Source organism: Nitrospira sp. T9 (assembly GCF_052156535.1).
Classification (GTDB): domain Bacteria; phylum Nitrospirota; class Nitrospiria; order Nitrospirales; family UBA8639; genus Nitrospira_E.
In genome coordinates, this window is sequence record NZ_JBQKUP010000041.1 from 396,937 (window position 1) to 412,308 (window position 15,372).

The window sequence follows — 15,372 nt, forward strand, 5'->3', positions numbered from 1 at the left end:
CTCATACACAATGAAACGTTATATGTATTCCAATCTTATCATTTTGTTCATGAGTCTATTTTTAAATGGTTGCACAGGACTTAAAACCGAATTGGCCATTCCGGAAAACGAAATGCCAACAAGCTTTAAGGATAAAACAGATACCACCAATATTGCTGACATCCAGTGGAAAGATTACTTTGTCGATCCCCTCCTCCATGAATTAATAGATACCGCCATAAAGAATAACATTGATTTACAAATGGCATTGCAGCGAATTGAAATTGCCCGTTCAAGTGTCAGAGCAGCAACCGGAGCACTGATGCCGACGATGGGTTTGGGCGTCGGAACCGCTATTCGCCGATTCGGACGGTACACCATGGACGGGGCAGGGAACTCGACGACCGACATTACTCCCGGTCAAACCGTTCCCACCAATTTGCCTGATCTCTTTGTGGGCTTACAGTCATCGTGGGAAGTCGATATTTGGGGCAAGCTGCAAAACCAGCGCAGTTCCGCAATGGCAAAATTTTTGGGAAGTATCGAAGGGACGAGCTTTGTCGTGTCTAATCTGGTAGCCGATGTCGCAATTTACTATAACGAATTGCGGGCATTGGACAATGAATTGGAAATCATCAGGCAAACCCTCCACACACAGTACGAATCGTTGGAGGTGATTGAATTGCAGAAGGAAACCGGCAGGGCAACCGAATTAGCCGTGGAATTATTTAAGGCTCAAGTGCTCAATACCAGTATTTTGGAAAAAGAGGTGCTGCAACAAATTACGGTCACTGAAAATCACATTAACTTCTTGTTAGGGCGCTTTCCGCAACCCATTGAACGGACCAAAGGCGAATATTTCACAGATATTCCACAGGAGATTTCATCGGGTGTGCCTTCACAATTATTAGCAAACCGCCCGGACGTTCGTGAAGCCGAATTTCAGATCAAGGCCAGTAAGTTCGATTTGAAAGTGGCTAAAGCTGCTTTTTTCCCAACTTTTAATATTACGGCAAGTTTTGGGTTTCAAGCCTTCAATCCCGATTTTTTATTTGTGGCGCCTGCCTCAATCGCGTATACCGCGGTGGGCACGTTGGTCGCCCCACTTATTAATAGGAATGCCTTACAAGCACAGTTCCATTTTGCCGAAGCTAATCAGCTGACTGCCATGTATCATTATCAGAAAACAATTTTGAACGCCTATGTTGAGGTGGCCAATGAACTCTCTAATATTCATAACTTGCGAAAAATCAATGCTTTGAAAAAGCAACAAAACAAAGTGTTGCGGCAATCTGTCGAAACGTCACACTTACTCTATAGATATGGCAGGGCAAGTTACCTAGAGGTCCTCATTGCACAACGGAATGCTTTGCAATCCAACCTCGAATTAATCAATTTTGCCAAGCAATTACGAATAGCGGTCGTCAAAGTATACAAGGCATTAGGAGGAGGATGGAAATAATAATTGTCACTTCCGGAATTACCATTGGATTGTGGAACGGTGACAAAGAGGCTGGGATTGGCATCGATTGGGCAGGATTCCTCGAAGATGGGAGGTAATCGTGTTTGATAAGAACGGTGAGTATGATCTGCCTGTAGCAGCTTAAGCTTCAATAGCTCCAATTATATAGTATGGTTGAAGACTTCAACCGATATGATGAGCAGGCTATTACGTTTTCCTTACTGAACCTTGAGCTCGCTTTAAACTTGAATTCAATGTACTTTAGGTTTCTCTTGTATCAAGACTCTTGCGCTCCAGTTTATATTGAAAATAAAATTATGGGACCGCTAGTTTTTAATAGTCTTCAACCAGGAAAATAATGGATGAGAGTACTAGCGGGCATATTTGCAGCATTATATGGGGTTGTGGCCTTCACGGGATCGGCCTTGGGCGATCTTTTTGAGGTCAAGGAAACCGTGGAAGAAGCCATTTGCAAAAAAATGGCCACGGATTATGCGAACGATCCCAACTCCCTTACAGTACAAGCCATCGCGCAATTACAAATTTGTCTTGCTCAAACATTGAGGAAGACTGACTCGTCAGTCATATCAAAAAAATTCGAAAGAGAATCTCTTTCCCCATCGACAGGTATTGTTGATGCCCCACTCCCGACACCCCCAACCCCTCCAACACCACCCAAGTCCCTGAAAATTCGGTGAGAATGGGTTTTTTGTCTTTTTCTTCAACCACCCTCCAATAACAAGAGGGGAATGGAAATGATAGGGGACGTTTTTCTCCTTTTGCTGTGGATGATTTCATCGGGTAGAGGTCCATTGGTTCAGTCCATACTTCGGAATAGGTCTTTAACCGGATGGGGGAATGACAGACGAATTGGAACGAGGCTACGGCCGAACCCCTGAATACTTCGTAGATCTCTCTGCCGGTTTTTTGCTCTGTTGAGATTTGTTTTTTTTGAATGACTGTCTTTGTAGCAGAACCTTCGGGAAATTTTTCGAACTTGCTCAGGTACCGGTTGTGGCTTTTTCTCCTTGACTTCCATATCCGATCAACAGTGATTTGACCATTTCATAAAAGCCACTCACCGCAATCAGGATTGTATCGTCGCAGAACTCATAATCCGGCTGATGGAGGCCTGGTGCATGTTCACCAATACCGAGTCCAAAATGGAGGATGGGGCAAATATCGCCAAAATGTCCAAAGTCCTCCGACCAGCGGAACGGTTTGGGAATTTCCATGGCCTTAATTCCCGTATCCAGGCACACGCGCACCAGGGTATCAACCAAGGCATCATCGTTGATGGTCGCCGGAAAATCCTGCACCCACTCGACTTCTGCAAAAAGTCGTTCCTCCTCGGCACAAAGGCGAACGCACTGTTCCGCTTCGCGACGTAAATTTTGAAGGCCCGCCGCGGAAGCTGCACGAAGCGTAGCACAGACGGTTGCTTCTCCCGGTGTAAGCCCAAATGACATGAGTCCCAGCTGCGCATGAGTCAGCGTGAGCATACAATAGGGATCGTCCATGACCCTGCTCAGTTGGGGCAGATCAGCCAGAAGCTTTCCTACTGCATTCGCAGGAGAACGAGCCTGTTCCGGCTCGGCCGCGTGAGACGCCTGGCCAAGGAGACGAACTCTCATCCCGACAGAGGCACTGGCAAACGTCCCCCGTCGATAAACGATATTTCCCCTGGGAAATCCTGGTAGGTTATGCAGAGTGATAGCGCAGTCCGGACGGAACTGCTCAAAATTCGGGTCATCGATAATTGCCCGTGCGCCTGCCCCTGTTTCCTCTGCGGGTTGAAACAAGAGCACCACTCGTCCACAGGTTGGTGGCGTACGATGGAGCAGGGGGGCCAAGCCTGCCACGATGGCCATATGTCCGTCATGTCCGCATCGGTGGGCGATATTCGCTCCTGGTACGAGCCATTGGTTCTTGTCTGCTTCTTCCACAGGCAGTCCATCCAGTTCACAGCGTATCATGACCGTTGGCCCGGGATGTTGGCCATGATAGACCGCTGCGATCCCATAACCACCGAGATGGGTCAACAGTTTGTCCGGTGGATAAGAATGTAAAAAATTTGTGATGAGTGTTGACGTCATAACCTCTGACCCGGCCACTTCCGGGCAAGCCGCGAGGGAGCCACGAAGGGTGACTAAAATGCCTTCAAGTATGTGGTCTTGCCGAATGTTCTGCATCATTTTATTCTATGGTGGTAGGGTGTCTCTGTCCACTCGCGCAGGTCAGTTATGTTCGGTGCTTTGGCCAAACTCGAACTTGCCGCGTCAATGGTGTTTTATTCGAATACCATCAGGACAGGGTATGTTATGGGTCACCGATTGCCCGGAATCGATGAACCTCATGATTCGTGATTTACTTTGCAAGGTCCAAATGAGAACGGAAATAGTCGATGGCTTTTTCAAGGCCTTGTTCCAAAGTAATCCGAGGTTCCCACTTGAGCAGAGTGGTTGCCTTTTCGATATTGGGTCGGCGTACTTTAGGGTCATCGATTGGAAGGGGGTGTTGGGTTATCGTGCTCGATGAGTTGGTGAGTTTGATCACCGTTTTGGCAATGTCCATGACGGTGAGTTCTTGTGGATTGCCGATGTTGACAGGGTCATGTATGGAGCCGAGGTTGGCCTGAGTTTTTCCGAAGCGAACCGAATCTTGAACCTCTTGATTTTTTCGAAATTCGTCTGGCGGGGCCTGGAGAAGTGAGAGTATTCCTGCGACCAGATCATCGACGTAACAAAAGCTACGGGTCTGTGACCCATCGCCATATACCGTTAACGGATGTCCTTGTAAGGCTTGCACGATAAAGTTGGACACCACCCGCCCATCTTTTGGGCGCATCCGTGGCCCATAGGTGTTGAATATTCTGACGATTCTTGTATCGAGGCCATGAAAGCGATGGTAGGCGGTGGTTAAGGCTTCGGCAAATCGTTTCGCTTCGTCGTAGACGCCTCTGGGACTAATGGGGTTGACGTTCCCCCAATAGGATTCCGGCTGTGGGTTGACCAGTGGATCTCCGTAGACTTCAGATGTGCTGGCCAGGAGAAATCGCGCTTGTTTCGCTTTGGCTAAGCCCAATGCTTTGTGTGTGCCTAACGCGCCGACTTTCATGGTGGCGATGGGAAATTCCAGATAGTCCTGCGGGCTCGCCGGTGATGCAAAATGCATGACGGCATCGACTGGTCCGTCGACATGAAGATAATCGCAGACATTGTAGTGAATAAAGGAGAATTTCGGATGCCCCATGAGTGCACCGATATTTTCCGTACGTCCGGTAAGGAGATTGTCCAGGCATATGACTGTATGTCCTTGATGAATAAGTGTTTCACATAAATGACTTCCTAAAAAACCGGCTCCTCCCGTCAAGAATATCCGCATGCCGTTTCTCCTTCTCTTCGCATAAATTCCGTGGTAATTTTACATGTTGCGTGGATCTTGTCCAAAGACGTAAAGGTATTAGATAATAGGGAGGATGTCTATGTCATTTTTCAATAATTCTCCTTTTTCTTTTCCACTGAGCCGCCGGGCTCTGTTCAAACTTGGGGGACTGGCTACCATAGGCATAGGATTGCCTGGATGCGATCTGGGGTCGATGTTTGCAGTTCCTCCACGGGAAACCACCTATTTTACGTCAAACGATAAATTTTACACCGTAAATTTTATGGATGCTTCCTATAATTTTACCCGTGACTTGGATGTGGAACAATGGAAAATGGTGGTTAAGGGCGCTGTGGAACGCCCTCTGGTGATGAAATGGCGTGACCTGCTCAATCGGGAATCCTTTGATCAGGCTGTGACGCTGATGTGTATTGATACCCTTCCAGGCGGGAGTAGTTTGGGGACGGCTATGTGGAGGGGGATTTCCCTTAAAAAACTTTTGCAAGACATCGGAGCCGATGAAGACACAGCCCGGGATGTGATTTTTCGAGCATCTGACGGATATTCCGACAGTATTCCATTTGCCAGAGCCATGGAAGATGATGTCATGTTGGCCTATCTGATGAATGGGGAAAAGCTTCCCAAGGATCACGGTTTTCCGGTTCGTCTGATTGTTCCAGGTCTCTACGGGATTAAAAATGTGAAGTGGATTACGGAAATCGAAGTCTATAACGGCGATTACCTTGGCTACTGGCAACAGAAAGGTTGGACAGATGATGGGACCATTCATATTTTTTCCCGCATCGATAGCCCGGGTCATTACCAGTCTTTACAAGGGTCTCAACAGCGATTACGGGGGATTGCCTATGGAGGACCGGAGAGCATCAGTGAGGTTCAACTGAGTTTTGATCAGGAGAAGACCTGGGTGTCCGCCGAAATCGAACCACCGTTGTCTCCGTTAACCTGGGTGATTTGGAATTATGATTGGAGCCCGCCAAAACCTGGCAAGCACATGGTGTCTGTGAGGGCTATCGATACGAAGGGAAAGATCCAAACCTCGGAAATCACGAGACCACAACCAGCTGGGGCGACGGGATTGCATTCCATTGTTCTGGATGTGCTGAATGCTTAAACCGGATTGTCAGGCTTTTTAGCCGTTGTGCGAATAGAGAGCTCCTGTAGTTGTTCTGTTGTGACGGGAGAGGGGGCTTCGGTCATCAGGCATTGAGCCTTCTGTGTTTTTGGAAACGGGATCACTTCTCGAATCGATTCCGTCTTGCCGAGTAACATCACCAACCGATCAAGTCCCAGCGCGATGCCTCCATGAGGCGGTGCCCCTGATTCCAAGGCATCTAAAAGAAATCCAAATTTTTCACGAGCCTCTGTTTTGGAGATGTTGAGTAAGTCAAAGACTTTTGACTGAACTTGTGGTGCATGAATTCGAATGCTTCCTCCACCTAACTCAAAGCCATTCAAAACCAGGTCATAGGCTTGCGTTCGAATCTGGAGAGGATCGGTTTCCAGAAGCGGCATATCTTCTGAGTGAGGGGCCGTAAAGGGATGGTGCAGAGCGATATATCGTTTGGCGGTATCGTCAAATTCAAACATGGGAAAGTCTATGACCCATAGCGGTTCCCACCGGTTTCGATCAATTAATCCTAGCTCCTCCCCCAGCAGCAGGCGAAGGCGGCCTAAGACTTGGTGGACGATAGGCGCGTGATCTGCGACAAAGATGAGCAGGTCGCCGGTTTTGGCCGAGGGGAGGGCGTCACGTAGGGTTTGGGGATTAAAAAATTTGGCGATAGAGGAGTCCAGATTGCCTTCTTCGTTAATTTTGACCCAGGCGAGCCCTTTGGCACCAAATTCTTTTGCGGTATCAATTAGATTGTCAATCCGGTTGCGGGTAAAGTCATTGCCACCGGGAATGACGATGGCTTTCACGACCCCGTGGTTTTCCACTGCGCTCTTAAAAACTTTAAAGTCACAGGTTGCGGCGAATTGACTCAGGTCCTGTAACTGAAGATCAAAGCGGAGATCCGGTTTGTCCGTCCCATAGCGTCCCATGGCATCCTCAAAGGACAACCGGGGAAATGGGGAGGGGAGGTCAATATTTTTTGTCTCTTTAAAGACCAGTCTAACCATATGTTCGATCAACTGCATGATATCTTCCTGATCGACGAAAGACATTTCCAGATCGATTTGCGTGAATTCTGGCTGACGATCCAACCGGAGGTCTTCATCACGAAAGCATCGGGCAATTTGATAATAACGATCAGTTCCCCCGATCATAAGAATCTGCTTAAAGAGTTGCGGCGATTGGGGAAGAGCAAAAAATTCACCTGGGTTGACGCGACTCGGGACGAGATAATCTCGTGCGCCCTCGGGAGTGCTTTTTGTTAAAATCGGTGTTTCCACCTCTATGAACTGATTGTCATGAAGATATTGCCGTACAAGATGAGACACATGACTGCGGAGTTGAAGGAGTTCTTGCATCTTTGGCCGGCGAAGGTCCAGATACCGGTGTTTTAACCGAAGTGCCTCTGTGGTGGTGATGGTGTCGTCGAGTGCAAAGGGGAGGGGTTTGGCTTCATTGAAAATCACGAGGGATGTGCTTCGAATTTCTATGGCGCCAGTCGGAATATGAGGGTTTGCTGAGCCCTCGGGACGTAACGTCACCTCACCCGTGATTGCCACGACGTATTCATTGCGGAGACGATCGGCTAGTTGATGCACAGTGGGTTGCTGCTCTGAATCAAACACGATTTGTGTGAGGCCGTAGCGATCACGAAGATCAATGAACCTCACTCCGCCATGGTCGCGGCGACTGGCAACCCAGCCGGCTAAGGTCACGATTTGGCCTACATGGTCTATGGAGAGTTGACCGCAATGATGTGATCGTTTCAACGAAAGAATCCTTTCCAATGCCTAACAGCTTTTGATGGCAGAACATAAACCCGAGTATGCGGAAAGCTTAAGTTTTAAACTTGAACCGGCTTTTTGATGTGACGCCGGGTCGGCGGGGCCGTGCATTGCCGGTTCTGCCAGGAGTTGAGATCGTCTGCTTACTCCTGATGGGTTTCAGGTTTCCCTGGCGTGGCCAAAACTGACCGGCGGGTCCCGATTTAGGAAAACTTTCCCTTCTGTTGATGGGTTGATCTTTGGATCGGTGCACTCCTGCTTGGCCGATCGTTCCCGGAGACGTTGAAGTGCTCCTTCTTTTGATGGAATTCGTGTTTGGTGAACGTGGCCGCGAAGGAGTTGCAGGTCTGGAGGTAGGGGATTTTTCTGGTTTCTTAATCAGCGGACGAGTTGGTGTCCATGGTCGTGTTTGGCCGGCCTTTTCGGCAGGTGACGGGGTATGCTTGCTTCTGATGGAATTGGGGGTTGCGGGACGTGGTCGAAATTGACCTGCAGGTCTCGATAGGCGAATGTTTGGAGTTTTCGGCTGGCGGACAGTCGGACCTGGTGATTCAGGTGCGATGAGTAAATGACGTAAGTCGTTCGCTTCCTTATCTGTTAAATATCGCGTCTGGCCTGGGGGAAGGGTTCCAAGGTTCAGAGGTCCAAACTGAACGCGTTTTAACCGGATCACAGGATGGCCGATTTGCTCAAACATTCGTTTGACCTGGTGTTTACGTCCTTCATGGATGGTGATTTCCACCCAGGAATTAGCCGCCGCTTTTCCGGCCTTTTTTACTTTGGCTGGAGCTGTGGGCCCATCTTCCAACATCAGCCCATGTCGGAGTTTTTGGATTTCAGGTTCTTCTAGGATGCCCTTAATTTTTACCAGGTATGTTTTATGGACATGGTGTGCGGGGTGAAGGCAGGCTTGTGCAATATCACCGTTATTGGTGAGCAGGAGTAAGCCTTCACTATCATAATCTAAACGTCCGACCGGAAATAACCGTATGGAAGGTTTCGGGACCAAGGCCTTAATCGTGGGACGACCCGCCGGATCATGCAAGGTGGAGATGTATCCCACTGGCTTATTAAGCATGAGAAACATATCAGGAGGTCGGGACTTCAGATGGCGCCCTTCGACCTTGATGTGGTCGACAGCAGGATCAACTTTGGTCCCTAGCGTCATGACGGTTTCCCCGTTGACGGTGACCAGCCCATGTTGGATCAGTTCCTCAGCCTTGCGTCTGGAAGCGACTCCGGAACGGGCGATGATTTTTTGTAAACGGACTGTTTTCTCTGCCTGAGCCATAACTATTCCCATTCGATCGTTGCTGGCGGTTTTGAGCTAATGTCATACACCACACGGTTGATCCCTTGTACTTCATTGATAATCCGATTGGACATTTTGCCCAACACCTCTGGTGGAATCACGCCCCAGTCCGCAGTCATGCCGTCCGTACTGGTGACGGCACGAATGGCGATCACTGATTCGTAGGTTCGTTGGTCGCCCATGACTCCCACGGTTTGGATTGGCAGCAAGACTGCGAACGATTGCCAGATGATTCTTGACAGTCCGGCTCGTTCAATTTCGTCACGAACAATGGCATCCGCCTCACGAAGAATGGCTAGGCGCTGGGTAGTCACGGAACCAATGATGCGAATCGCTAAGCCTGGACCAGGAAAGGGTTGTCTCCAGACAATATCCTCCGGTAGACCTAATTCCAATCCTAATTGACGAACTTCATCTTTAAACAACTCTCGAAAGGGCTCAATCAGTTTGAATTTCATGCGCTTTGGCAAGCCACCGACATTATGATGGGTTTTGATCGTTGCCGATGGTCCTTTCACGCTCAGACTCTCGATCACATCCGGATACAGTGTCCCCTGAACCAGAAACCCGACCTTACCTAAAGATACCGCTTCCTGTTCAAAAACCTTAATGAATTGGCGACCAATGATTTTTCGTTTGCGTTCCGGGTCTGTTGTGCGTCCCAGTGCTGCCAGAAATGTGTCTGCATGGTCGGCAATGCGAACCTTCAGATGATAGGCGGAATCGAACGTCGTTTGTAATTGTGCCACTTCATTCTTTCGCATGAGGCCATTGTCAATGAAGAGGCAGGTCAATTGGTCGCCGATTGCCCGGTGGGCCAGTACAGCGGCCACAGTGGAATCCACTCCTCCGCTGAGTGCGCATATGACCTTGCCGTTTCCAACTGTTTGCCGAATGTCTGTCACGGCCTGTTCAATGAATGACCCCATTGTCCAGGTTGGCTCGCAGTGGCAGATATGGCGTGCAAAGTTTTGAAGAATCGTTGACCCATGAAGGGTGTGGATGACTTCAGGGTGAAACTGGATACCGAAGAGCTGTTGCGTGTCTTTGGAGGATTTCATCGCGGCGATCGGGGCATGGGCCGTGTGGGCAATCACATGAAATCCAGGTGGAAGCTGTTGTACCGAATCCCCATGAGACATCCAGACAGGAAATGCAATTGTGGGATCGAGACCAAGAAATAAATTCGTGTTGTCGTCAATGGTTAAATCGGCTCGACCGAATTCACGATGAGGTGTGGGGTTGACGGTTCCGCCACATTGATGAGCGAGCAATTGCATACCATAGCAGATCCCCAGAATGGGTATGGCAAGATCAAAGATTTGGCTGTCAATTTTCGGAGAATGGGCCTGAGTAACGCTGGCAGGTCCTCCCGAGAAAATAATCCCTTTGGGGTGAAAGTTAAGGATATCCTGAACTGTCGCCTGCGAGGGGAGAATCACGGAAAAAATGTGGAATTCGCGTATCCGCCGTGCAATAAGCTGCGTATACTGCGATCCAAAATCCAGAATGACAATGGTATCGTGGTGGGAGTGCATGGCGTGCCGGTCAATTCGTCAACGGGGGACCTGACTGACTTGGGGACGGAATCAGATCTTAGTCAGCCCGATAATTGGGGGCCTCCTTAGTAATCACCACATCATGAACGTGGGCTTCTCGCAGCCCTGCGGAGGTCAGTTGAATAAACTGAGCATTCTGTTGAAGTTCTTCGATTGTTCGACATCCGCAGTACCCCATTCCTGCCTTCAGTCCTCCAACTAATTGATAGACCATGACCGCGAGGTTTCCTTTGTAGGGAACGCGGGCTTCAATGCCTTCAGGGACTAATTTTGAAGATTCGCGGCCTTCTTGAAAGTAACGATCCTTCCCTCCGCGTTCCATAGCCCCCAGTGATCCCATCCCTCGATATTCTTTGTAGGTTCGGCCTTGATACAACACCGTTTCCCCTGGAGATTCTTCGGTTCCCGCAAAGAGGGATCCGATCATCACGCAAGAGGCTCCGGCCGCGAGGGCTTTGGTGAGATCTCCCGAATATTTAATGCCTCCATCAGCAATCAAGGGTATTTGGTGTTCTTTGGCGATGGCGGCGCAATCCGCAACTGCGGTCAATTGTGGGACTCCGGCTCCTGATACGATCCTGGTGGTACAGATTGAGCCCGGCCCAACTCCAACTTTAATAGCATCTGCTCCGGCCTTAATAAGATCCAGCGTGGCAGCAGAAGTTGCGACATTTCCTGCCATTATTTCCAGGTCTGGATAGCGGGATTTAATATCCTTGACCTTGTCCAGGACGCTTTGGGAGTGCCCATGGGCGGTATCGACAACGATTAAATCAATTCCAGCTTTTGTGAGCCGCTCCAGGCGTTCTTCCACATCGGGTCCGACCCCGACGGCTGCGCCAACGCGTAACCGTCCGTGCTCATCTTTGCAGGCAAAAGGATATTTGATTTTTTTCTGAATGTCTTTGATGGTGATCAACCCTTTTAACTCAAATTGATCATTGACAACAGGAAGTTTTTCAATGCGATGCTCATGAAGAATTGCCTGGGCCTGTTCTAGCCCCGTGCCTTCAGGGGCAGTCACGAGGTTGTTTTTAGTCATAACCTGAGAAACTTTGAGATCCAATCGGTTTTCAAAGCGAAGATCTCGGTTCGTTAAGATGCCGACCAATTTGCCATCTTTGGTTACAGGGATTCCAGATATGCGATAGGTCGCCATAAGATGGTGTGCATCGCGAATGGTATGATCTGGGGAAATGGTGATTGGAGAAAGGATCATCCCGCTTTCTGATTTTTTGACCTTATCGACTTCTGAGGCTTGCATGTCAGGGGAGAGGGCGCGGTGAATTATTCCAATTCCCCCTTCGCGTGCTATCGCAATGGCCAATCGTCCTTCGGTTACAGTGTCCATGGCCGCGCTCAGAATTGGGATATTAATCCGTATATTTCGAGTGAGTTGGGTGGAGGGATCTACCTCAGATGGGATAATATTTGAATGGCGCGGCACTAGGACGACGTCATCAAAAGTGAGTCCCATTCGTAATTGTTTTTCCAACATGGGTTAGGCCTTGTATTTCGTCTCCTGAAGAATTGTGGATGCGAAAAAGCCTTTCATCTTAATTTTCTTTTGAAAGGCAGTCAATGTGCCTTTTGTTTTACTTGATGGGCTTATCGAAAAACACACAAGACTGCTCAGGATCAGCAGCTAAATGTATTCCCACACCGGGGAATCCGGTTCGGTACTATGAAAAATGCCAAAGGGTAAACCCTGTACCCTCTGGCATTTGTTGTTAAAGTGTGTGGTTGTTTCCTGGGTTCTGCCAGAGCGATGTGGCTATTCTGCTGCCTCAGGAATAAAGGCCATCGTTTCCTCTTCCTGGAAATGATCTTCGGCTTCCTCTGCCGGCATGAATTCTTGAACTCGCATATTTCCGCTATCAACCGAATAGACGTGTCCTCTGGAGTCAGCTCCAATTCCATAGGGGAAGTTGAATTGGCCATCCTGTGAGCCAAAGCCGCCCCATTGGGTGATAAAGTTACCGTCTCGATCAAACTTTTGAATGCGTTGGTTGCCGGTATCACTGACAAATACCTCTCCTGATTCATCTACTGCCACACCCCAGGGTGATCGAAATTGTCCCGGTTCTTGTGCCTGAGCGCTGCTGGCATGACCAGGCCCAATGCCTCCTCCCCACTTGGTAAGTAATTGGGGGAGGACGTTTGAGCTGGTATCAAATTTTTGAATCCGATGATTACCCATATCGACCACATAGACGGTTCCATCCGTTTGATCTACAGCAATGCCTCGCGCAAAATAAAACTGCCCGTCCCCATTCCCAAAGCTTCCCCACTGCATAATGAATTCTCCGGTTTCATCAAATTTTTGAACCCGGAAGTTGGCACTATCTACGACGTACAGGTACCCGCGTACCCGGTCGACCGCCACTCCCCATGGAGCATTAAACTGTCCTTCGCCATTTCCGCGGGATCCCAGTTTCATCATATAATGGCCCAATTTCCCATCAAACTTTTGAATTCGATGGTTATTGGTGTCAGCCACATACACATTCCCATTCCCATCGCATGCGATGCCTGTGGGATTATTGAACCCTCCATTAGCGGATCCGAAATTTCCCCATAACAGGATGAAATTACCATTTCTGTCGAATTTCTGGATGCGGTTGTTCCCGTTATCAACCACAAACAATGACCCTTGGCGATCAATCGTTAGGCCGTAAAGAGGGCTAATAAATTCTCCGCCATGGAGAAGGGAAGCTCCACGGCCTGGTTTTCCCCACTTGGCGGCACAAATATACCCCGACGTGTTGAGAAGGATGTTGGTGCTGGCGGGAACGGAAACGTTGTTGTTGGCGTCTTTAAACCAAACGTAGACGGTTTTTGTGCCATCGGTTGGCGAGGTGGTAAAAGGAATCGTGGCTCCAAATTTTTGTTCCGGTTCCACTTCAACCCACCCAGGCATGGTCCCGCTTGGAGTCATGGGGTTTTCAGAGATGAAATAGGCAGCCACTCCGCTATCCACGTCTTTAGCTGAGATGGTGGCGACCATATCAGGACTATTGGTCATGTAAGCCCCATGATTAATGACGATGTCAGGATTTTGAGGTGCCGAGATGTCGATCAAAACCGGAATAGCGGTCTGCTCTTCAGATAGCTGGCTTTCAGCTCCATCCTCGGTCACCGACGTCATGGCATAAAAATATGCCGTGTTATTTGTGAGGCCACTGTGAATATATGGAGTTGTCACACCTTCAATCTTTGTGGAGGTATCTGTTGAGAGGTTTGGTTCAGTACTAAAATAGAGGTTGTAACTGACCGCATTGGGAACTTCGAGCCAACTTAAGATGTTTTCTGTATCTCCGGGTTTGACGGCAAGATTGATGGGGGCGGTAAGATCGCTGGCAACCCGTTTTTCTTGTTTGCCACGATTGAGTTCATCCTCAGTTGGGGCAAACTTGGTTAAACGGTGGTTGCCGCTGTCTATGACGTACACAAATCCCTCTTTGTCCACCGCAATCCCTGACGGGAAATTCAGCTGTCCTTCGGTTAATCCACGATTTCCCCACGAAGTGAGATAGGTCCCGCTAGAATCAAATTTTTGGACACGGTGATTTCCGCTGTCGACGACATACACATATCCTAAAGGGTCGCAGGCCACACCCCATGGGGCTTTAAATTGACCAGGGGCATTCCCTTCCTTTCCCCACTTCAGGAGAAAGTTTCCTCGTGCATCAAATTTTTGAATCCGATGGTTCCCCTCATCGGCAATATAAATATTCCCAACAAAGTCAACTGCGAGGCCGCGTGGATAAAAGAAGGCGCCGTCATATCCCCCGTCACGCCCCCACTTAAGCACAGGGGAGCCGTCGGAGAGGAATTTTTGAATTCTGGCATTGCTGGTATCCGAGACAAACAGATTGCCTTGTGAATCGGTGGTAACACCCCAGGGGACATCAAATTTCCCCGCTTCCGCCCCTCTCCAGGCAAAACCGAATTTTCCCCATGCGTTGATAATATTTCCTTCGGAATCAAACTTTTGGATGCGATTATTCCCACTGTCCGCCACATACACATCTCCTTCGGGGGATGTGGTAATGCCCCGCGGGTAGTAAAATTTCCCTTCGGTTGAATCAGGTTCGTCTCCCCAACGTGCAAGAAATTTTCCCGATCGGTCAAACTTCTGAATTGAATGATTGTCCGTATCGCCGACATAGATATTTCCGTCTTTATCTATAGCAATGCCGGTTGGTGATTTGAATTCTCCATCGTCGACGCCTTCACACCCGATTTGCATCACGGGGAGGTAGGGCGAAGGAATGGACATTACCTCTTCGGATAATAGACTTTCACCCTCTTCCGTGACCACAGAAATGGCATAGTGATAACAAAAGTTATTGGCTAGGTCGTTATGTTCGTAAGGAGAGATCGCTCCCTCAATGCAATTGGCTTTTTCTTTGGTTATCCCAACTTTTGGGATGAAATCCTCTTGGCCTGCGACTGGCCTGGTTAGTTCGTTGGGCTTAATTTGAACGCCTTTGGTGGTCATGAAGTAAACGTTGTAATACAGGGCTTCTGGGACAGGATCCCAAGTCAGGGTAATTCGCGTGTGATCAGGATTAGCGCGTAGGTTTGCTGGTGCCTGTGGAATATTGGCATCCTCGTTTTTGCCTGCTCCCCAGTCCTCCACTCCACTTTCTACGGTCACAGTCTTTCGATAGAGCGGATTTCCATAAAATAAAACATCGAAAAGTTTTGTCATGCTGTTCCCCTGAAACTGATGAGGCAGTTGTGTGAAATTT

At 48.8% G+C, this 15,372-nt stretch carries 10 protein-coding genes; 3 read left to right on the plus strand and 7 right to left on the minus strand.

The window, feature by feature from the left end; genetic code table 11:
• Positions 1–22 precede the first annotated feature (22 nt).
• Both ACTRXD_RS18590 and ACTRXD_RS18595 read left to right on the plus strand, forming a co-directional pair.
• Complete coding sequence (locus ACTRXD_RS18590; RefSeq protein ID WP_442433278.1) at positions 23–1,441, plus strand: TolC family protein; 1,419 nt, start codon at positions 23–25, stop codon at positions 1,439–1,441.
• Between the two features lie 362 nt (positions 1,442–1,803).
• Complete coding sequence (locus ACTRXD_RS18595) at positions 1,804–2,139, plus strand: hypothetical protein (protein ID WP_442433279.1); 336 nt, start codon at positions 1,804–1,806, stop codon at positions 2,137–2,139.
• A 303-nt stretch (positions 2,140–2,442) separates the two neighbouring features.
• Here the strand turns inward: ACTRXD_RS18595 and ACTRXD_RS18600 are convergent, their stop codons facing one another.
• Together ACTRXD_RS18600 and ACTRXD_RS18605 are read right to left on the minus strand one after the other, a co-directional pair.
• Positions 2,443–3,636 (minus strand): amidohydrolase, encoded by a 1,194-nt coding sequence (locus tag ACTRXD_RS18600; RefSeq protein ID WP_442433280.1) that lies wholly within the window; start codon positions 3,634–3,636, stop codon positions 2,443–2,445.
• 172 nt (positions 3,637–3,808) lie between these two features.
• Positions 3,809–4,825: a UDP-glucuronic acid decarboxylase family protein gene (locus ACTRXD_RS18605; RefSeq protein ID WP_442433281.1), complete on the minus strand. Its 1,017-nt coding sequence runs from the start codon at positions 4,823–4,825 to the stop codon at positions 3,809–3,811.
• Positions 4,826–4,925: 100 nt separating this feature from the next.
• On the opposite strand from ACTRXD_RS18605, the gene ACTRXD_RS18610 reads away from it, so the two are divergent.
• Positions 4,926–5,957, plus strand: a complete 1,032-nt coding sequence (locus ACTRXD_RS18610) for a molybdopterin-dependent oxidoreductase (protein ID WP_442433282.1) — start codon at positions 4,926–4,928, stop codon at positions 5,955–5,957.
• Here the strand turns inward: ACTRXD_RS18610 and aspS are convergent.
• The 5 genes from aspS to ACTRXD_RS18635 form a co-directional block, all read right to left on the minus strand.
• Positions 5,954–7,729 (minus strand): aspartate--tRNA ligase, encoded by a 1,776-nt coding sequence (gene aspS, locus ACTRXD_RS18615; RefSeq protein WP_442433283.1) that lies wholly within the window; start codon positions 7,727–7,729, stop codon positions 5,954–5,956. The genes ACTRXD_RS18610 and aspS overlap by 4 nt on opposite strands.
• Positions 7,730–7,796: 67 nt before the next feature.
• Positions 7,797–9,035 (minus strand): pseudouridine synthase, encoded by a 1,239-nt coding sequence (locus tag ACTRXD_RS18620; protein ID WP_442433284.1) that lies wholly within the window; start codon positions 9,033–9,035, stop codon positions 7,797–7,799.
• Between the two features lie 2 nt (positions 9,036–9,037).
• Positions 9,038–10,594: a glutamine-hydrolyzing GMP synthase gene (gene guaA / locus ACTRXD_RS18625; RefSeq protein WP_442433285.1), complete on the minus strand. Its 1,557-nt coding sequence runs from the start codon at positions 10,592–10,594 to the stop codon at positions 9,038–9,040.
• Between the two features lie 58 nt (positions 10,595–10,652).
• Positions 10,653–12,113, minus strand: a complete 1,461-nt coding sequence (guaB, locus tag ACTRXD_RS18630; protein WP_442433286.1) for an IMP dehydrogenase — start codon at positions 12,111–12,113, stop codon at positions 10,653–10,655.
• Between the two features lie 276 nt (positions 12,114–12,389).
• Complete coding sequence (locus tag ACTRXD_RS18635; RefSeq protein WP_442433287.1) at positions 12,390–15,332, minus strand: 6-bladed beta-propeller; 2,943 nt, start codon at positions 15,330–15,332, stop codon at positions 12,390–12,392.
• Positions 15,333–15,372 lie beyond the last annotated feature (40 nt).